This is a genomic window from Legionella drancourtii LLAP12 (assembly GCF_000162755.2).
Taxonomy (GTDB): Bacteria; Pseudomonadota; Gammaproteobacteria; order Legionellales; family Legionellaceae; genus Legionella; species Legionella drancourtii.
This window is the reverse complement of the sequence record NZ_JH413849.1, coordinates 63,100-83,899: the sequence shown is the minus strand read 5'-3', so window position 1 is coordinate 83,899 and position 20,800 is coordinate 63,100. Positions and strand designations below refer to the sequence as shown.

The following is a 20,800-nucleotide window of genomic DNA, read 5'->3' as shown; positions in this document are numbered from 1 at the left end:
TACTTAATCCTGTACCTGCATCGGTACAATCAGATCATTTTTCGTGATGTACTTTGCAAACAATGTAGCAAAACGCGTGTGGATGCGACCATCCAGTTCACTATGCTCTCCTTTAAGATAAAAATCACCTCGATTCAGAGCAGGATCTGCAATTAAAATTTCATGTAAACCAGGGATTTCATTTTCGCCAATTTCTGTTTGAATCCAAGCAACATCAAGGGGGTGCATCGCAAGCATTCGATGATTATTTAGGGTAGGCAATTCCGTTTTAATTTCATTAAGCAAATCACGTAGCTTATCCGGATTAACTGATAATTCTACCGCAATGCAATGCTGACTTAACCAAAGAATTGTTTGCAGTATTTCCTGGGTAACGTGTTCATCTAAAAGTTTTACTGGATTTTGAATTAAATCAAACCAGCGAGCAAATTCTTTCTTTTTTTCATTCAGTTCTACTTGCGCCTGTTGCAAGCCCTGCTCATATCCTTTTTTAATTGCCTCCTGACGCAACAGCTCGCATTCAGCAAGAAAGGCTTCCTTTTCATCAATAACAACAGGTTCTTCAACATTATTTTTAGTCGGTTGATATTCCCAAACACTAAACTCATTATTAGTGCCTTGCTTCTTGTTATAAGGCTCAAATTTATTTGGCATGTAACGTCCTTTACCTAACAATACTCATTGCGCCATAAGGCCTATCTTCATCCCTACGTTCCGTCGCTTATCCGCGGAACGTAGGCACGATGATTAAATCATTTCATCTCCGCCCTTAGCACCTAGTGCAATCTTGCCTTCTTCAGCAAGACTCTTTGCAATAGCTAAAATATCACGCTGTGCTTTTTCCACATCAACAACTTTAACCGGCCCTTGCAGATCAATATCTTCACGTAACAAATCAGCAGCACGTTTGGACATATTCATAAATATTTTTTCTTTAGTAGGCTCAGTAGTCCCTTTTAAAGCCAATTTCAATAACTCAGGAGAGACATCGCGCAATAAGGTTTGCACGCTTCGATCATCCATATCAACTAAGTTTTCAAAGACAAACATTTTATCGCGGATTTTATCACTTAAATCCGAATCCCAATCCTTAATCTTATTGAGAACTTCCTCTTCCATGGAGCCATCAAAATAGTTAATTACGTCCGCAACACTTTTAATTCCACCAATAGATGCTGATTTACTCACCTTTTGACCACTGAGCTGCTTTTCAATAACTTGACCAAGTTCAGAAATCGCCTCTGGTTTTACCGTATCGATATTGCACATCCGCAATAAGACTTCAGAGCGTTTTTCCACACTAAAGTAGCTAACAACTTCAGCGGCTTGTTCACTATCAAGATGTATTAATATCGTGGCGATAATTTGTGGGTGTTCATTTCGAATAACATCAGCGATTAAGCGTCCATCCAACCATTTTAATCGATTAAGACCACTGTCTTTATCGGATACTAAAATCCTATCAATAAATGGCGTTGCTTTTTCCAATCCTAAGGCTTCGATCAGTACCGTTCGCAAATAATGCTCTGTATCTACGGCTAAGCTGGTTTGATCCCCAATAGCATTGGTAAAATCAACTAAAACATTTTGCATTTTTGCCTTTGTTACAGTACTCAATGCCGCCATAGCCATACCAACTTTTTGTACCTGCCGAGGCTCTAAATGCTTTAATACTTCCGCAGCATTTTTTTCACCCATACTTAATAACAATATGGCTGCACGCTCTATTCCATCCATTTCTACCCCCGATCAACCCAAGTTTTAACTACCTGCGCAACGCGCTTGGGTTCTTTATCCACAACTTGGCGTAATAAATTTAATTGAGATTCGTAATCATTAGCATCTTTAATCGCTATTGTTCCATCATAAGTGAGATCTCCTTGAGGCTCATCAGTATCTTCAAGATAAGCCCCTTCACCAACACCTTTATTACTAGCCAGGGTTTTAAGCATGGGCCTTAACACCCCAAAGATCATTGCTAAGACAAATAATGCGCCAGCCACTTGCTTGACTATAGACCAGAAAATATCCTTCTGCCAAAAGCGTTCCTCGGGAATAGGCGCGATTGGATCTGGCTTAACAAAATCACTATTGATTACATTCAAGCTATCGCCGCGTTGAGAATTTAAACCAATTGCATCGGCAACAAGCAGTTTAATTTGGTCTATTTCTTTTGCGGTTAATGCTTTCTTAATCATCGTCTTGGTTTTTGTATCCATAATGGCTGGATTATCTACCAATACAGCAACTGATAAGCGCTTAATTGTTCCTGGCTGATTCTTCGTGTGACTTATGGTTTTATCTAACTCAAAGTTTTTAGTACTTTGAGTTCGCGTATCACTCGATTGGTTCGCATCCGAAGATGACTGCGCAGGTTGTTGTTGCTGCTGTGCATTAGGAGCCGCTGGATTTTTATTATTAAGCGAAGGATTAGGCTGTGGCGTATTCGACAAAGTTCCTGGAACACCAATCGCATCACTGGCTGCATTATGCTTTTCTTGCATTGTTTGCTCGCTACGCAACGAAGGAAGCTCAGGATTAAACATTTCTTGTGTTTGCTCATAACTGGTAAAATCAATATCAGCAGACACTTTTGCCCTTACACGACCATAACCTAATAAAGGTGTCAAAATATCTTGAATTTTTTGTGCGTATTGCTGTTCCAGATTTTGTCTATAGTCTAAGAAGCGTTCAGTATCTGTGAATAAAGTTTGACCACTACCTTCATTGAGTAATTGGCCATCCTGATCAACGACAGTAACGCGACTGGCTGACAAATTTGGAATACTGGAGGCAACTAAATTAACAATGGCTGAAACCGTGTGTTTTTTTAGTTCTAAACCAGAATATACGTCGATAAAAACCGAGGCACTTGGCTGATGAATATCACGGACAAAAGCTGATTCGCGTGGAATAGCTAAATGAACACGGGCTGCTTTAATATCATTAAATTTACTAATAGTACGCGCTAATTCCGCTTCTAACGCTTGCTTATAGCGAGCATTTTCCATAAATTGGCTGCTATTAAAAGCATTACCACTAGAAAACAACTCTTCAGAAGCAACAGGATCTCGCGGTAGCCCTTCCGCCGCTAATTTAAGCCGCGTACTTTGTAAATTTGCTGACGGAATCAAAATAGTGCTGTTGTTATTATCAATTTTAAACTCAATTCCATTACGCTCAAGTGCGGATACGACTTCAGCAGCATCACGTGTATTCATTTGAGTATATAAAGGAACATAATTGGGGTCACGTGACCATAAAACCACAGCTAAGCCGACGGCAACACTTGCCGCCAAGCCAATTAATAAACCAATCTGACGCGGAATAGATAAGCTTGCAAACTTTGCTGCTACCATTGAAGCATTATCAGCCAATGCCATATTAAACTCCTGTGAAATCTGCCCTGTAAAATAACTTGGGAGTTACTATTTGTCTATACTGGCATGCCCATAATGTCTTGATATGCTTGCAAAAATTTATTTCTAACTCGTATTGCAGCTTCTAGTCCGATGTTCGATTTTTGAGTGGCAATCATCACCTCACCAATGCTTACTTTGGAATCTCCGAGTTCATAACGAGTTTTTAAAGAATCCGCTTTTTCATTGAGATTACTAACCTGATTCATTGCTTTCTGGAAAACAGCGCTAAAAGGAGATTGATTCGCTTGTGTGTCAACGATCGAGCCTTCCGCTTTGGCTGCCATTGATTGCATTTGGTTAAACAGGTTAACGGTATTAATATCACTCATATCCTTATTCTTCCTCTACATAAATAATACTTTTCTTATTTTTTATCTTGCTAAAAAACTTCGAACAATGAACGCACTTAGTCCCTATCGCTCACTATTCGCCCATTTAAAATCACACGCTATACAACATACCCTTCTTCACGCATTTTTGCTAGCTTATAACGTAAAGTTCTCTCACTTACTCCAAGTAAAGCAGCAACTTTTTGTCGATTCCCCTCATTTTCCAACAAAGTTTTCTCAATTAATTCAAATTCATGAACTTGCAGATTTTTACTGCTGGCAGCAGAATTTATTTCTGGAGCCATCGTTGCAGTCAATGACAATTGTAAATGTTCCGCTTCAATAATACCTTGCGTTTGTAAAACCAAAGCGCGCTGAATCACATTATCAAGCTCACGCGCATTTCCAGGCCAAGGATAGGCAAACATTAGTTTTTGTGCGGTAGTACTAATTACCGGAACAATAGGCTGCCTATGCTGACAATGTTTACGAATAAGGTAGTTGGCTAAGGGAATAATATCATTTTTCCGTTCCCGCAAAGGATGCCATTGCAAGGGAAAAACATTCAAACGATAAAATAAATCCTCTCGAAAACGCCCAGCTTGAACTTCATCTTTAAGTTGTCTATTGGTTGTAGCAAGAATACGAACGTCCAGACTAATCATTTTATTGGCACCAATTCGCTCCACTTCCTTCTCTTGGAGTACACGTAGAAGTTTAGCCTGCAAACTTAAGGGCATTTCACTTACCTCATCAAGGAGTAAGGTACCGTGTTGCGCTTGCTCAAACTTACCAGGAGTAGATTTATAAGCGCCAGTAAAAGAACCTTTTTCATAACCAAATAATGTTGCCTCTAACATTTGCTCAGGAATAGCAGCACAATTGATTGCAATAAACGGTTGTTTTCTGCGTGGAGAATGATCGTGAATGAAATGAGCTAAAACCTCTTTACCAGTACCACTTTCACCACTAATCATAACACCGACATCAGATTGAGCAACTTTCAATGCCATAGACAACAAGGCCTGGCTTTTAGGATCTTGAGCAATAGGCTCACCAGTATCCGCATCAAACTCAACTTTAATAAATTGATTAATTTTCTCAATAAGCACTTGGGCACTAAATGGTTTCTGCAAGTAGTCAACTGCTCCGCGACGCATAGCAATAACAGCATCTTGTACTGAACCATAAGCCGTCATCAAAATAACGGGCAAACCTGGGCGCTTTCGCTGAATTTGATCTAATAGCTGGTTGCCATCTAATTCATCCATCCTAATATCAGATAACACAACTGCCGGATTATGCAATTCAAGCAAAGCCAATGCTTCCTTACCGTCTTTAGCAGTAATATAGGTATGGCCTGCAATAGTCATTGTTTCTGCTAATGCTTCTCTCAATACTGGATCATCTTCAACAATTAGAACATGACTCATATTAAAGTCCCTTTTCTATAGAGGCTTAGTTGATATTTCTACTATCTTGGCTAGCGAAATATCAACAGACCCTACCAATGTTATCATTTGGCTAATGTATTATGGCAAATACAGATTGACCTGCGTACCAACCCCTTCCGTCGACTCTAAGCTCACTTGACCTCCGTGCGCTTTGACTACAGCATAAACAACTGCTAAACCCAAACCAGTACCCTGGGCTTTTGTGGTATAAAATGGTGAGAACGCATGATTTTTCACCTCTTCCGACATTCCCTTCCCATTATCTTCAACTAATATTTGTATACCGGAATTATCCATTGATGCAAGCGTTAAATAAACCTCTGTAGCTTCAGACTGTATTGCATTTATCACTAAATTTAAAACAGCGCCAATTAACGATTCACCATGGATCATACCTTCGCGGGTAATTAGCTGATTATTGACCTGAAATAATACTGAGTTTAATGTGACATATGGATGAGCTCGTTGGATTAATTGCGAACACCAATAATCCATATCCATATGCGTTGGTTCAATTGTGGTGCCTCGAGCAAACAGCAATAAATCCTGAATTTGTTGTTCAATACTGGTATGGCATTCTTGCAGCCTGTAAATCCAGTTTTGTGTACGAGTTTCCATAGCAGGCAAATTATTTAGATGCTCCGTGTATAACATTGCCGATGCTAATGGGGTTCTGATTTGATGTGCTAGCTGCGCAGTCATCGTTCCTATAGAGACCAAACGTTTTTCATTTTCTTTTGCTTTCTCATAATCACGAGTAGCCGTAATATCGGTTAGACTAATTAAAATCCCAGGTAAACTGTCTAAAGTAGCAATGGCTATATGAACACGGCGCCCATCAGCCAAGGAAACCTCATGCCCATCATCGGCACGGGGGACAAAAGCACGTAAAAGAACATCTAACCATAAAGAATCAAGCAAACCATAACCTAACATCGCCTCAGCGCTAGGGTTAAGCCAAACAATGCGCCCTTGAGAATTGATAATAACTAATGCGGTAGGCAAACTGGACAAAATATCCCATTCAGATAAAGAGATATGTGGCCTTACTGCACATGTTTGATAATTTGAATAATGCATACTGGACGTTATGATTACACGGATATCAATGACTGTAACAAATTTTTTTAAGAAATGAAAATGCTTTTAAAATCAGTCAATTAGTTTTAAATACCTATTGATAAATCATTTATAAGGCGAATCGTTAAAACACCAGGCACTTTTCGCCAATAAACGTTTTAATAAAATTCACGATGCCTAAAATATTACAATTATTTATTACGTCATACTTGCTTAATCAGATTATGAGTCCTAATTTACTTATCAGCACGCTCATCTAATTTTCGTAAAAAGACCAGTTTTTCAGCAATTTTGATCTCCAAACCACGAGGCACAGGTTGATACCACGTAGGCTCGTTCATTCCATCTGGAAAATAATGTTCACCAGCCGCATAAGCATGGGGCTCATCATGGGCATAGCGGTATTCATGGCCATAACCCAATTGTTTCATTAATCGCGTAGGAGCATTACGCAAATGAATAGGCACTTCGCGAGATTTGTCCTGTTTGACAAAGGCCATGGCTTGATTAAAAGCTTTATAGCCTGCATTACTTTTAGCCGCGACTGAAAGATAAATAACTGCCTGCCCTAAAGCCAAATTTCCCTCAGGTGAGCCTAAACGTTCGTAAGTTGTTGCTGCGTCATTGGCAAGTTGGATGGCACGTGGATCGGCCAAGCCAATATCCTCCCATGCCATTCGCACAATACGGCGCGCTAAATAATGGGGATCTACACCACCATCCAACATACGACATAGCCAATAAAGTGCAGCATCGGGATCCGAGCCACGAACGGATTTATGCAAAGCAGAAATTTGATCGTAAAAGTTTTCTCCGCCCTTATCAAAACGTCTTGTATTCTGAGCCAACGAATTGATAACAAATTCTTTATCAACCTGATTAATATTCATGGCCGTGCATGCAGTTTGTAATTGTTCAACGCAATTTAATAATCTTCGGGCATCGCCATCAGCATAATCAATAACAATTGCTACTGCTGCATCATCAAAGGAAATATGAGATAAAACAGCCTGATGTGCTTTTTGGAATAATTGCTTTAGCTCTTCATTAGTCAACGGCTTTAATACATACACTTGTGCTCGTGAAAGTAAGGCTGAATTGACTTCAAAAGAGGGGTTTTCTGTTGTAGCACCAATGAAGGTAACCAAGCCTGATTCGGTATAAGGCAATAATGCATCTTGCTGTGCTTTATTAAAGCGATGGATTTCATCAATAAATAAGATGGTGTGTTTGCCTTGAGCTAGATTTTCTTGCGCTCGCTCCATGGCAGCACGAATGTCTTTCACTCCAGAAAAAACAGCAGAAAGTGCAATCCATTCACATTCAAATGCTGCGGCCGTGATGTGGGCAATGGTTGTTTTACCAACGCCAGGAGGCCCCCATAAAATCATAGAATGGAGTTTGCGGCCAAGAAAACTTAGCCGCAAAGGCTTACCATCACCTAATAAATGGCTCTGTCCAATAACATCATCAATGTGTTTAGGTCGTAAAAGCTCCGCTAAAGGCGGAGATGGTGTTTTCTTGGATTCACTCATTGCTGTACCACATCAACCCCTTTTGGCGGTTTAAACTGAAATAAAGCAGCCGCTAATTTAGGATTTAACTTAGCCTGTGATAATTGCACTGTAGTGACTTGTCCTAATTGGTCAAATAATTCCAAACCTACTAACAGATTTTGACGAAACATTAATCTAATCCGCTGAAAATTAGCTTTGGCTGACTTTGATTTCAAATCAAAAGAAAGCTCATTTCCTGAACCGCTTTGACTTACTGTAAAATCTCGAGTGACCGTATCATCATAACCACTTAAAAATAAAGCAGCAGTGCCACCTAAACCTTTTTGTTGTTTTTTAACGGTTACTTGTTCTAAATCCGTATCGTAAACCCAAATGCGCTGACCATCTGCAATCATCAATTGCGCCATAGGCTCTTTGGTTTGCCAGCGGAAGCGTCCTGGTCTTTCTAAGGCCATAGTCCCGGATGAACGCGAAACTACACGTGAGCTTGCCTTAACGACTTGCTTGAAGCTGGCCGTCATTGAACGAATCGAATTCAGCTTAACCTGTAATACTTGTTCCGGCGTTTCACTGAAGGCGCCTGTAGAAAAACAGAAAAGTACAGCTAATAATATTTTTTTCATGGTTAATCCTCAGTCACTGAGTTCACTAAAACGTCCCGATAACCGCCATCTAATGGACCAACAATTCCCGTACGTTCCATTTCTTCAACCATTCTGGCTGCGCGGTTATAACCAACTTTCAATCGTCGTTGTACAGAAGAAATACTCGCTTTGCGTGTTTGAATTACAAACTCCACCGCTTGATCATACAACGGATCATCATCTTCGGCTTGCCCATCTTCATCCCCTCCGCCTTCACTGCCATCGCTTGTCATTTTTAAGATATCGTCAATATAATCAGGCTCACCACGGGCACGCCAATCATCAGCAATACGATGTACTTCCTTATCATCAACAAAAGCACCATGAACACGTAGAGGAGCACCATTTCCTGGAGCCAAATACAACATATCGCCGTGTCCCAATAATTGCTCGGCACCTTGCTGATCAAGTATAGTACGAGAATCAATTTTTGATGAAACTTGAAAGGACATCCGAGTAGGAATATTTGATTTAATCAACCCGGTTAATACATCAACAGAAGGCCGTTGAGTTGCAAGAATCATATGAATTCCTGCTGCACGTGCTTTTTGCGCAATTCGCGCAATTAATTGCTCTACTTTCTTGCCTACTACCATCATCATATCGGCAAGCTCGTCAATCACAACCACGACATAAGGCAGTGCTTCTAATTTTGGTGCGGTTACATCCATGGAATCTACGGGTTTCCATAATGGATTATTTAAAGGCTCACCATTCGCAATAGCCTCAAGTACCTTAGCATTGAATCCTGCCAAGTTTCTTACACCTAAAGAAGCCATTAATTTGTAACGACGCTCCATCTCCTCGACACACCAGCGTAGAGCGCTCGCCGCTTCTTTCATGTCTGTAACAACAGGAGTTAATAAATGCGGGATGCCATCATAAACAGACAATTCCAGCATTTTCGGATCAACCATAATTAAACGCACTTGATCCGGAGTAGCCTTAAACAAGATACTTAAAATCATGGCGTTAATACCCACTGATTTACCTGAACCAGTAGTTCCTGCAACCAATAAATGAGGCATTTTTGCCAAATCAACAACTACAGGATGACCTGCAATATCAACCCCAAGAGCTAAAGTTATTGGCGAGTGTGCCTGCAGATACACATCAGCAGATAAAACATCAGATAAACGCACCATTTCACGTGAATGGTTCGGTAATTCCAAGCCCACCACTGTTTTGCCTGGGATTACTTCGACAACACGAACGGAAATAACAGATAAAGAACGCGCTAAATCTTTAGCTAACGCAGTCAACTTGCTGACTTTAACCCCCGCCGCTAATTGCAATTCAAAACGAGTAACTACTGGACCAGGATGTACCGCAACTACATCGGCCTGAATCCCAAAGTCTAATAAATGTTGTTCTACATCACGCGATACATTTTCTAATTCCTGATGGGTGTATCCCCCCATAGGTTTTCCTGGCTGGCCTTTATCCAATAAGTCTAAAGCAGGTAAAGAGCCTGGATTATGCAGCTTAGGCGCGCGAATTTCTTTGATTTCGCGTGCAGGAGGCGCAACCACTACAGGTGCAGGTTTGGCTACTGCTTGAGGTCTTACTTCGTTATTCATTAAAATAGGAGGAGATTTTTCTTTCTCCTGCACGTTCTCTTTCTCACGCTCAACTTTTGCCTTAAATAATTTAGGCATAGTTTTTTCTGCAACAGGTTTCTCATCGACTGCTGGTTGACGTGCTTTATAATTTTCTATCCCAGCATTACCTAAATAAATTGCTTTTCGCACAACAATAGATGCTCTGCATATAAGCGATAAGGTATAAAAACCGATGAGTTCTATTGCGTGAAGCCAAGATAAACCGGTTAACCAGGTGGTACCCACCAAAAACATAGCTAATAAAACCAAAGTTGCCCCATGCAAATTCAATGCGTGGTACCAACTATTACCAACTGCTTGCCCAATGAGTCCACCAGGGCCATGCATGGTATCCAACTGATGGAGTTGTGACTCAAAACTTAATAAACCACAGCCACCAATAATCATCAGAATAAATCCTGTTGAGCGAAGCAACAAAACATGCATATCCAGTGTTTTTAATGTGCGTAAATCTTGTAAAATGGCCCAGGCAATGTAGACAAAAGTAACAGGCAACAAATAGGCAAGATAACCAAAGGCAAAATAAAGCGCATCAGCAATATACGCCCCTGCTTGTCCACCGGAATTAGCAATTGTTGCCCCTGAGCGTGATACGTGCGACCAGCCTGGATCACTAAATTGATAGGTGATTAAAGACAGAAGCACAAACAATGCGCCGGTCAAAGTCAGTATAAAACTGCCCTCACTAATTCGTTTTACGATAAAATTTGGCATGGTTTTTTTAGAGGATCCAGCCTTTCTTCCCGTTTGTTGTTTTGCCATAGGTATTTTCATAGGTTTGTTTATGTCATAATATTCGCCATCTTAACACAAAATATCAAAATATTAAGGAAGGCTGAGACGATGACCGCACGCAATCACCACCGCTTAATTATACTAGGTTCAGGACCGGCAGGTTACACTGCCGCAGTCTATGCTGCAAGAGCAAATCTTAATCCTGTTTTAATTACTGGCATGCAACCAGGAGGGCAACTCACCACAACAACTGAAGTGGATAATTGGCCTGGAGATATTGAAGGTTTACAAGGCCCTGCGCTCATGGAGCGGATGCAAAAACATGCAGAACGTTTTGATACGAAAATTATTTTCGACCATATTGTTAAAGCCGATTTAGCAAAACCACCATTTACACTTCATGGCGACAGTGAAACATATACTTGTGACGCTTTAATTATCGCTACAGGTGCTTCAGCACGTTATTTAGGCTTAGAATCAGAATCTGCTTATCAAGGCAAAGGGGTTTCTGCTTGTGCGACCTGTGATGGTTTCTTTTATCGCAATAAAGCCGTTTGTGTGATTGGTGGTGGTAACACTGCTGTTGAAGAGGCGCTTTATTTATCAAATCTTGCGGCTTCAGTGACTTTGATTCATCGACGTGACAGCTTACGTGCAGAAAAAATTCTTCAAGACAAGTTATTTGAAAAAGTACAGACTGGCAACATCAAAATCATTTGGAACTGTGCTTTAGATGAAGTTCTAGGTGATGGGAAAAAAGTTATTGGTGCCAAAATTTGTAATTTACAGGATGGCTCAACTCAGCAACTTGATGTTGATGGTGTATTTATCGCAATTGGACATACACCCAACACCGGTTTGTTCGAAGGCCAGCTCAAAATGAAAGATGGCTATATCACGATTAAATCAGGATTAGAAGGTATGGCGACCAGCACCTCTGTTCATGGCGTGTTTGCTTGTGGGGATGTTGCAGATCATGTATATCGCCAAGCAATTACTTCTGCAGGCTTTGGTTGTATGGCTGCGCTTGATGCAGAACAATACCTGGATTTGAATTTAAAGTAACATTATTTGTAGGCTGGGAGCAAAAAAGCCCTTAGCAATAAAGCTAAGGAATTTAAACTTACTTATCCTCCAGCCGTTCGGATTAAGACAGCGCTTTGCGCTGTCTTAATCCGAACAGTTTAGAAGAGTATTAATAAACTCTTTTTCCCTTAGCTTGACAGCAATGGACTGTAAAGCCCAACATGCTGACGAGCAAATAGTCACAACCTAGGCTTGCCCTGCTGCAGATTCTTTATTGCGATTTAGCATTTTTAACATAATATCCTTCCCCATTGCCTCAATCATTTTCATAAACAAAGGTGGTTTTTTAATTTGCAGACGACGTAAATCATCGTAGTTCCAATACATGTATTCCACGGGTTCACGTGCATATATGGTTGTGCTTGCATTACCATCACTAAAATAACTCATTTCACCAATAAAATGATAATGCCCCAACTCAAGAATAGACCCATGAATATCAATATAAACCTGCCCTTTAGTAATCAGCATTAATGCCAAAACTGGCTTTCCTTTTTCCAGGACTATTGTATCGCTCGCCAAACCTTTATGGCTTAATTTAATAAGACGGAGAAAATCACTAGTTTGCATGCTGTCAAAAAATATTTTTTTGATTTCTTGTAACTCTTCACTTAAATCTGTAGGTACCATGTCTCGTACCAAGAAGCCAATCTGCACAAAATTAACCAGTAGCGAAGCAATTGCCCAATAAGCCATTGGCGCTATATGGACCAATATGCCATATAATAAAAATGAAGCATCTGATAACGCAAACAAGATACGAATCAAAAGAACTTTCCTGCAGCTCAGGCTAAGAAGAATTAAAATATTCCCTAAACTATAAAGATAGTCCAATTGATTTTCCCCAAACTAATTTATAATAATTGTAGAATATATCATTCATTTATAAAGCAAAACATCGCAAATAAATCCAGAACTTGCGGAGAATTCTATTAAAATGTTAATCAATTCGAACGAAAACGATATATTTCCAGATCCAGAAACCAGTGACCAGCAAGGCTTATTACTTATCGGTGGCGAATTGTCGCCCAAGCGTGTATTGCAAGCCTATTCTCAAGGAATTTTCCCCTGGTATAGTCCTGGTTCACCAGTACTTTGGTGGTCTCCAAATCCACGACTTATTTTAATTCCTACAGAATTCAAAGTATCACATAGCTTACAAAAAGCATTAAAAAAACCTTTTCGATTTACTACTGATACAGCCTTTCGCCAAGTCATGATTGCCTGTGCTACATGCTCTGATCGCCTTGACAATACATGGATAACAAATGAAATGATTGAAACATACACACAATTGCACACTATGGGCTATGCCCATTCTTTTGAAATATGGCAAGATGAAGAATTAGTCGGCGGCTTATATGGTGTTAGCTTGGGACGTGTTTTTTTTGGGGAATCGATGTTCCACACCGTAAAGGATACCTCAAAAATTGCTTTCTATCATTTATGCCAAGTTATGGCCGATTGGAATTTCAATTTTATTGATTGTCAATTACCCACGCCTCATTTACAAAGTCTTGGTGCTAAAATCGTCGCGCGTAACGAATTTCTTCGTTTATTAGCACATTCATTGGAGTATCCGACGAAACAAAAAGCTTGGCATATTATTGCAAAATAAAGCGCATTAATCTTTGATTTTTCGATAATAATCAGTAGCCGACAGAAATGACTGTCGAAGATTAATCCTATAAATAATTTGCAATTTATACCTTTAATATAAATTTTAATGCGGGTTAATTGCCATTTTTATCATTTTAGCAGTATACTTGCCTGAACTTTTGTTTTCACTTTGAAAACTTTATTAATCAATTTGGTACATCACTGAGAGACCTATGGCAAAAGAAGATCATATAGAAATGGCTGGTACTGTTATAGATACACTGCCCAACACAATGTTTCGGGTTGAATTGGAAAATGGACACGTCGTTACTGCCCACATTTCTGGTCGTATGCGTAAAAACTACATTAGAATTCTAACAGGCGATAAGGTCAAGGTTGAGTTAACTCCCTATGACTTATCCAAAGGTCGCATCATCTTCCGCGATAAAAACTAATCACAATAATGGATTGGGCTGCAAGGCCCATAGTCGTCAAGCTAAGTACTATTCCTAAGTTCTACAGCTTGTCCGCGGAATCCAGAACTTTAATCTTTGCTCACGCTCCAAGGATCCCGCGGGAAGTACGCGGAAAATTTTTCCTTAACTTTACGGCTATGGGCTTTACAGCCCAGCAACAAGGTTATAGCGCCTCGAAGATTGCCGCTGCGCCCATGCCCGTACCAATACACATAGTAACCATACCATAACGCCCTTTAGTTCTCTTCAAACCATGTAACAGTGTTGCTGTCCTAATTGCACCTGTTGCGCCTAAAGGATGCCCTAAAGCAATAGCACCACCTAAAGGATTCACCTTATCACGTGGCAGCCCCAACTCCTTAATTACCGCTAATGCCTGGGCAGCAAATGCCTCATTAAGCTCAATCCAATCGATTTGATCTAAAGTAAGCCCTGCACGTTTTAGCGCAACGGGAATGGCCTTGATAGGACCTATTCCCATAACTTCTGGTGGAACCCCTTCTACAGCATAACTTAATAAGCGCCCCATCGGCTTTAAATTATATTTTCGTACAGCTTCTTCACTTGCTAATAAGGCAATACCTGCACCATCGCTCGTTTGGGAACTATTTCCAGCAGTAACACTTCCGCGCACAGCAAATACGGGTCTTAATTTAGAAATAACATCATAAGAAGTATCTGCTCTTGGACCTTCATCATCGCTAATCAATTTTTTCTTTATGATTGTCGTATCGTTTGTTAAATCAGCGTGTCTGATCGTAATTTCTACCGGACTAATTTCTGCTTTAAAATCCCCCCGTGCCTGCGCTGCTACTGCTTTTTTATGACTTTCAGCGGCAAACTCATCTTGTTGCTCTCGACTAATTTCCCATTGTTTTGCCACATTTTCTGCTGTAATCCCCATCCCATAGGCAATGGCAATGTGCTCGTTATCAAATATAGAAGGATTTGCCGTATATTTATTCCCCCCCAAAGGCACCATAGACATACTTTCAACGCCGCCGGCAAGAGCAAGATGCATTTCACCACTACGAATAGCGGCTGCAGCTGTAGCAATACTTTGCACGCCTGAAGAACAAAAACGATTAATTGTCATTGCAGGAACTGAGTGCGGTAAATCAGCAAGCAAAGATGCAATACGCGCCACATTCATGCCCTGCTCTCCTTCAGGCATCGCACAACCAATGACAACATCACCAATTTCTTCCCAATCAACAGACTGGTTACGACTTACTAAAGTTCTAATGACGTGGGCTAATAAATTATCCGGTAGCGTATGCTTAAAAACACCACGTGGTGCTTTACCTACTGGAGTGCGTAATACATCAACTATGTATATATTGGTCATTTGTCAAATCTCCTTATACGCCCTTGTTTTTCAGAGATTCCGAATAAACAAAGGCGATTTAATCTACTGAAGTTAATTACGTAACGGTTTGCCAGTTTCTAGTAAGTGACTAATCCGTGCTTGGGTTAATGGTGTTGAAACCAAAGTAATAAAAGCTTCGCGTTCCAATTTCAACATCCATGCCTCATCAACAATTGCACCTTGATTCAGGTTTCCACCACAAAGAACTTTGGCCAGTTCAGTAGCAAGAAAATAATCATGTTGCGAAATAAAGCCCCCTTCTAGCCAGTTAACAAGACCTGCTTGTAATCGAGCCTGACCTTCAATTCCAGCAACTTTAAAAGGCTTTTGTAAAGGTGGCAGATAATTCTCAGCATGCATTGATTTAATTTTAGCTAACGCTGCATAAAGAACTTCATCAGCATGCATTACAAAAGTATCCGTGCTGCGTAAATAACCCATTTGCTTTGCCTCAGCAGCCGAGCCGGCTACTTGTGCCATCGCAATTTGTTGGAAATAACTTTGAATCACGGTCATTAAATCAGCATGCGGCAAGCTTGCAGCACGCATAGCCATTTCTTTACAACCGCCACCTGCAGGAATAACCCCAACTCCAGCTTCAACTAAACCAGGATAAGATTCAAAAGCAGCGACTACAGCACCACAATGCATCATAAATTCACAACCACCACCTAAAGCGCGCCCTCTTAATGCAGCAACTGTTGGAATGGTACTGTATTTTAAACGCAAAGCCGCCTGTTGGAATTGTGCAATCATAGCTTCCAAAGCATGTAAGTCATTGTTATTGCTTTGAATTAATTTTGAAATCCCACGTAAGTCAGCACCCGAACTAAAATTAGATGCATCTTGTTGATATACAATTAAGCCACGACATTGTTTTTCAGCTGTTTCCAGTGCGGCTTCCAATCCATCAAGAACAGATTGCCCCACAGTATTTGCTTTGCTTTTAAAGCTAAGTACAGCAACATCATCGTGCAAATGCCATAAACGTACACCTTCATTTTCATAAATAACAGGAGCGGGATGCACTGTTTCTTTGATAACGCGGTCAGGGAAAAATTGATGCGTGTAAACGGGTAAATCACTTCTAGGCTGATATTTATTCTGTTGCGGCGCATAAGCTCCATCAGGTGTATAAAATGCCTTCAGATCTAATAACCATCCTGGTAATTCTGCAGTACTAAGTGCTTTTTTCTCTTTAATCGCACGGCTAATAAATTGAGTCACTTGAGTCAAATCGGCCAATTGCCACGTTTCAAATGGACCCTGCATCCAGCCAAACCCCCAACGAATGGCTAAATCGACATCTCTTGCATTGTCCGCAATTCCTTCCAAATGATACGCACAATAATGGAATAAATCTCTAAAGCATGCTGCCAAAAATTGAGCTTGTTTGTTATCAGAGGTCATTAGTCCTTGCATACGTGCAACTGGATCTGGATTCCCCATGATTGCTTTTAACTCATCGCTGACCTCAGATTTTGACGGACGATATGCTCCAGAATGAACATCATAAACTTCAATAACTTTACCATTTTTTCGATAAATACCCTGACCAGTTTTTTGTCCCAAATGCCCATCTTTAATTAAGTCAGTCAACCATTCAGGTAATTTAAAACCAGGATGCCAAGGATCATCCTTCAATTGCTGTTGCATGGTATGAACCACATGCATCATAGTATCCAAACCAACAACATCCATAGTACGGAACGTTGCTGATTTTGGCCGGCCAAGTAAAGGACCAGTTAAGGCATCAACTTCATCTAAGCCCATATCCATAGCCGCAGCATGATGTAAGGTTGTTAGTAATGAAAATACACCGACACGATTTGCAATGAAATTAGGTGTGTCTTTCGCTCTGACGACCCCTTTCCCCAAATAGCTGGTTAGCCATGCTTCCAGGTTGTCGACTAATTTTTTATCTGTAGTTTTTGCAGGAATCAGTTCAGCAAGATGCATGTAACGAGGCGGATTAAAAAAATGGACACCACAGAAATTGTGTCGGTGTGCCTCAGGTAAAACAGAGCATAAAGAATTAATGCTTAGACCAGAAGTATTACTCACTAAAATAGAACGGTCCGTTAAATATGGGGAAATACGTTTATAAAGATCCTCTTTCCAATCCAAGCGCTCAGCAATTGCTTCAATAATTAAATCACAGGATGTTAAATCAGCTAAATTATGCGCGTAATTACGTGCCTGCAATAAAGCAGCTGTTTGCGGGGTTGCCAACGGAGCGGGTTTTAACTTTCCTAAGTTTGCAATCGCCTTATCAATTAATGCATTCGGATTGCCGTCCTTTGATACCAAATCAAACAATAAAGTTTCTATTCCTGCATTAACACAGTGTGCTGCTATTTGGGCACCCATAACCCCGGCCCCGAGAATCGCGACTTTCTTTATGAAAAAAGGTTCCTGCATCATATTTCCCTCTTTATTGTAAATAAATGTTTATACTTTAGCTTCCCTTCATTCCACCCAGGGAAAAAGAGAAGCCACAAACCATTAAGATAAATTAAATCGAATCCCTTGAGCTAAAGGCAACTCATCACCCCAGTTGATGGTATTCGTTTGTCGACGCATGTAGGCTTTCCATGAATCAGAACCCGATTCACGTCCACCACCTGTTTCTTTTTCACCGCCAAATGCACCACCAATTTCAGCCCCTGAAGTGCCAATATTGATATTTGCAATACCGCAATCACTGCCCCAAGCACTTAAAAAGCGTTCGGCATTTTTTAAATTTTGTGTAAATAGTGCCGACGACAACCCCTGAGGAACACCATTGTGCAATTCAATAGCCTCATCCAGAGTACGATAGGACATCACATATAAGATAGGAGCAAAAGTCTCTTTTTGCACAACATCCCAATCATTTTTTACATTACCGACTAAAGTAGGTTGCACAAAAAAACCGGCTTGATTTAAGACATCTCCCCCAGAAATGATTTTGCCACCCGCATCTTTAATACGCGTAATGGTTTCTTTAAATTGCTCGACTGCATGTTGATCGATTAATGGTCCCATTAAATTATGAGTATCTAAAGGATCACCAATAGTTATTTGCTCATAAGCAAAACGCAATTTCTCAATCACAAAATCATAATGTGATTCATGAACAAATAAACGACGTGTAGTCGTACATCTTTGCCCAGCAGTGCCTACTGCACCAAAAACAATTGCCGGAATGGCTAAATGTAGATCAGCAGACGCATCAAGAATAATGGCGTTATTGCCTCCCAATTCAAGAATCGTCTTGCCTAAGCGTGCAGCCACTTTTGCCGCAACCTGCTTGCCTATAGCTGTTGAACCCGTAAAGGATATCAGTGGTATGCGTTTATCATTAACCATGGCATCAATTACCTCATGCTGTTGAGGAATAATTAAACTAAAAATTTCAGGGCAATCATTTTGTTTCAGAACTTGGTTGCAAAGATGCTGAACAGCAATAGCACATAACGGTGCCTTTTCTGATGGCTTCCATAAAGTAACATTGCCACAAATTGCCGCTAAAAAGGCATTCCATGCCCAAACAGCAACGGGGAAATTAAATGCTGAAATAACACCAATAACTCCATAGGGATGCCATTGCTCATACATGCGGTGATTCGGACGCTCTGAATGCATGGAGTTACCATAGAGCATTCGTGATTGACCAACAGCAAAATCAGCAATATCAATCATTTCCTGAACTTCGCCATCACCTTCTTGTTTGGACTTGCCCATTTCCAAGGAAACTAAACTACCGAGCAAGTCTTTCTTTTCACGCAATACTTGACCAATTTGTCTGATGATTTCTCCTCGTTTTGGAGCAGGAACCATCCGCCAGGCTTGCGCTGCATTTTGCGCACGGACCATTACCTGCTCATAATCATCCACAGAGCAAGGCGCTACCTCTGCAAGTTTTTCACCATTAGTTGGACTAAACGAAACAAAGGTACGCTTGTGAACGTCACTGTGCCAGCCTTGGCCACTAAAGGCACCGGCATTAATGTCCTGAATTTGTAATTGTTTTAATAATTCCACAAATAACTCCTTGAAATCCTCTCTTCAATTAAGCAAGTTAGAGAAAAGGTAGATTTAAATATTCAACCTATCCGCCAAAACTCCCTTCTTCCGCATGAACATATGAGTCAAGCAAGAAAAAATCCTCTACCTATTTCCCGCCGCTTGTCCGCGAGAGCAAGATCTTGCACAAAGACGAGATCCCAGGATTCCGCGGACAAGCTACGAAACGAAGAAATAGTGCCTAGCTTGACACGCTATATCCGCAATAGGAGAAGAGATTCTATTTGCGATTAAGCGTAATAACGACCAAAACGATTTTCTAATACAGCGGATAAATGGAATTTTTCTTGCAAGACTAATCCCTTATATTCATTCGCTTGCCCTAATACTAAATCAACTACCGCACAAACTCCTGAGGCGGTACTGACTTGAATTGCCGACCATTCCAAACTACAAATAACTTCTGGGTATATTTTCTTCACATAGTTTTTTTCAATCAGCTCGCCACGTTTTAATCCTTCGACCGTAACATAAACGATGACAATGTCTTGATAGGTTTTAGGTACAGCATTTTCTAAAATACGCTTTAACGTAGGTCTGTCTTGATTTAAGCGTAAGTCATTCATCAAGAAACGCATTTTCTGACAGTGCCCTGGATAACGCATGGTTTTGTAATTCATGGTTTGTACTTTACCCGTATGCAAATCAGCAAGGCTCCCCAAACCACCAGAAGTATTAAAAGCTTCATACTCACAACCATCGATTTGAATAGACTCCAAACCTTCTAATGGCGCTAAAGTAACCGCATTACCGTATTTAATCCCGTAGCAAGGATTACCGTATTCATTAATAATTCCATCAGTAGACCAGGTTAATGAATATTGCAGTGCATTATTTGCATTTTGTGGTAAAGCACCCACACGCAATCGTACATGATGAGACTCGTCAAATTCTTGCATCAGACTATTTGCAGCGATACTAATAAATCCTGGGGCAAGTCCGCACTGTGGCACAAAAGCGGTCTCTGCGTCAGCGGCAATTGCTTTCACCGCCTCAGTAACTGAAGTATCTTCTGTTAAATCAAAATAATGTGCTTTAGCTGCTTTTGCGGCCTCTGCGACATAAGTATTCAAAAAATAAGGAAGACTGGAAATAACAGCGACAATGCCGTGTTTTTCCATATAACTTTGTGTGGATTGTACATCTTTGACATCTAAAGCAATTGTTTTCACTTTAGGTAATGCATTGAGTAGTCGTTTTACATCTGAGCCATTAAAATCAACATCGACTAAATGAACTTGATAGGAACCACTATCCATTAATAAGCAAGCAATTAGACTACCTATTTTCCCTGCGCCTGTAATCATTACATTATACATATAAATCCCTCTCCATTGTAAGACGCGATAATCCTACACAAAATATTGCAAATTGCAAAGTAAGAGCATGCAGGAGTATA

At 40.4% G+C, this 20,800-nt stretch carries 17 protein-coding genes; 3 read left to right on the top strand and 14 right to left on the bottom strand.

What is annotated here, in order from left to right; genetic code table 11:
* Positions 1–3 precede the first annotated feature (3 nt).
* The 9 genes from LDG_RS17310 to LDG_RS17270 all read right to left on the bottom strand — a co-directional run bounded on the left by LDG_RS17310 (position 4) and on the right by LDG_RS17270 (position 10,830).
* On the bottom strand, positions 4–654 hold the full coding sequence (locus tag LDG_RS17310) for a flagellar assembly protein FliH (protein ID WP_006872763.1): 651 nt from the start codon (positions 652–654) through the stop codon (positions 4–6).
* Between the two features lie 93 nt (positions 655–747).
* Positions 748–1,737, bottom strand: a complete 990-nt coding sequence (fliG, locus tag LDG_RS17305) for a flagellar motor switch protein FliG (protein WP_006872762.1) — start codon at positions 1,735–1,737, stop codon at positions 748–750.
* A gap of 2 nt (positions 1,738–1,739) precedes the next feature.
* Entirely contained in the window at positions 1,740–3,383 is a 1,644-nt protein-coding gene (fliF, locus tag LDG_RS17300; protein WP_006872761.1) for a flagellar basal-body MS-ring/collar protein FliF, read from the bottom strand.
* Between the two features lie 53 nt (positions 3,384–3,436).
* Positions 3,437–3,751, bottom strand: a complete 315-nt coding sequence (gene fliE, locus LDG_RS17295; RefSeq protein ID WP_040536503.1) for a flagellar hook-basal body complex protein FliE — start codon at positions 3,749–3,751, stop codon at positions 3,437–3,439.
* A gap of 119 nt (positions 3,752–3,870) precedes the next feature.
* The gene (locus LDG_RS17290; RefSeq protein ID WP_006872759.1) at positions 3,871–5,184 is read right to left on the bottom strand and encodes a sigma-54-dependent transcriptional regulator; all 1,314 of its coding nucleotides are present in this window, start codon (positions 5,182–5,184) and stop codon (positions 3,871–3,873) included.
* Between the two features lie 99 nt (positions 5,185–5,283).
* Positions 5,284–6,285 carry a sensor histidine kinase gene (locus LDG_RS17285; protein WP_040536499.1) on the bottom strand — a complete coding sequence of 334 codons (1,002 nt, stop codon included), beginning with the start codon at positions 6,283–6,285 and terminating at the stop codon, positions 5,284–5,286.
* Positions 6,286–6,521: 236 nt separating this feature from the next.
* On the bottom strand, positions 6,522–7,820 hold the full coding sequence (locus LDG_RS17280; protein ID WP_006872757.1) for a replication-associated recombination protein A: 1,299 nt from the start codon (positions 7,818–7,820) through the stop codon (positions 6,522–6,524).
* Positions 7,817–8,425, bottom strand: a complete 609-nt coding sequence (gene lolA / locus LDG_RS17275) for an outer membrane lipoprotein chaperone LolA (protein ID WP_006872756.1) — start codon at positions 8,423–8,425, stop codon at positions 7,817–7,819. Before lolA ends, LDG_RS17280 begins: the two co-directional genes overlap by 4 nt.
* A gap of 2 nt (positions 8,426–8,427) precedes the next feature.
* Positions 8,428–10,830, bottom strand: a complete 2,403-nt coding sequence (locus LDG_RS17270) for a DNA translocase FtsK (protein WP_006872755.1) — start codon at positions 10,828–10,830, stop codon at positions 8,428–8,430.
* 81 nt (positions 10,831–10,911) lie between these two features.
* Here LDG_RS17270 and trxB point away from each other — a divergent pair, with 81 nt between their 5' ends.
* The gene (gene trxB, locus LDG_RS17265; RefSeq protein WP_006872754.1) at positions 10,912–11,868 is read left to right on the top strand and encodes a thioredoxin-disulfide reductase; all 957 of its coding nucleotides are present in this window, start codon (positions 10,912–10,914) and stop codon (positions 11,866–11,868) included.
* 207 nt (positions 11,869–12,075) lie between these two features.
* Here trxB and LDG_RS17260 read toward each other — a convergent pair whose 3' ends face one another.
* On the bottom strand, positions 12,076–12,657 hold the full coding sequence (locus LDG_RS17260; RefSeq protein WP_006872753.1) for a cyclic nucleotide-binding domain-containing protein: 582 nt from the start codon (positions 12,655–12,657) through the stop codon (positions 12,076–12,078).
* A gap of 169 nt (positions 12,658–12,826) precedes the next feature.
* Here LDG_RS17260 and aat point away from each other — a divergent pair, with 169 nt between their 5' ends.
* Positions 12,827–13,507, top strand: coding sequence for a leucyl/phenylalanyl-tRNA--protein transferase (aat, locus tag LDG_RS17255; protein WP_006872752.1), 681 nt, complete (start codon positions 12,827–12,829; stop codon positions 13,505–13,507).
* 214 nt (positions 13,508–13,721) lie between these two features.
* Positions 13,722–13,943 (top strand): translation initiation factor IF-1, encoded by a 222-nt coding sequence (gene infA, locus LDG_RS17250; protein ID WP_006872751.1) that lies wholly within the window; start codon positions 13,722–13,724, stop codon positions 13,941–13,943.
* A gap of 184 nt (positions 13,944–14,127) precedes the next feature.
* Here infA and LDG_RS17245 read toward each other — a convergent pair whose 3' ends face one another.
* The 4 genes from LDG_RS17245 to LDG_RS17230 form a co-directional block, all read right to left on the bottom strand.
* Complete coding sequence (locus LDG_RS17245) at positions 14,128–15,312, bottom strand: acetyl-CoA C-acyltransferase (protein ID WP_006872750.1); 1,185 nt, start codon at positions 15,310–15,312, stop codon at positions 14,128–14,130.
* 72 nt (positions 15,313–15,384) lie between these two features.
* Positions 15,385–17,754, bottom strand: a complete 2,370-nt coding sequence (locus tag LDG_RS17240; RefSeq protein ID WP_006872749.1) for a 3-hydroxyacyl-CoA dehydrogenase/enoyl-CoA hydratase family protein — start codon at positions 17,752–17,754, stop codon at positions 15,385–15,387.
* 84 nt (positions 17,755–17,838) lie between these two features.
* Positions 17,839–19,359, bottom strand: coding sequence for an L-piperidine-6-carboxylate dehydrogenase (amaB, locus tag LDG_RS17235; protein WP_006872748.1), 1,521 nt, complete (start codon positions 19,357–19,359; stop codon positions 17,839–17,841).
* Positions 19,360–19,631: 272 nt separating this feature from the next.
* Positions 19,632–20,720, bottom strand: coding sequence for a saccharopine dehydrogenase family protein (locus tag LDG_RS17230; protein WP_006872747.1), 1,089 nt, complete (start codon positions 20,718–20,720; stop codon positions 19,632–19,634).
* Positions 20,721–20,800: the final 80 nt, after the last annotated feature.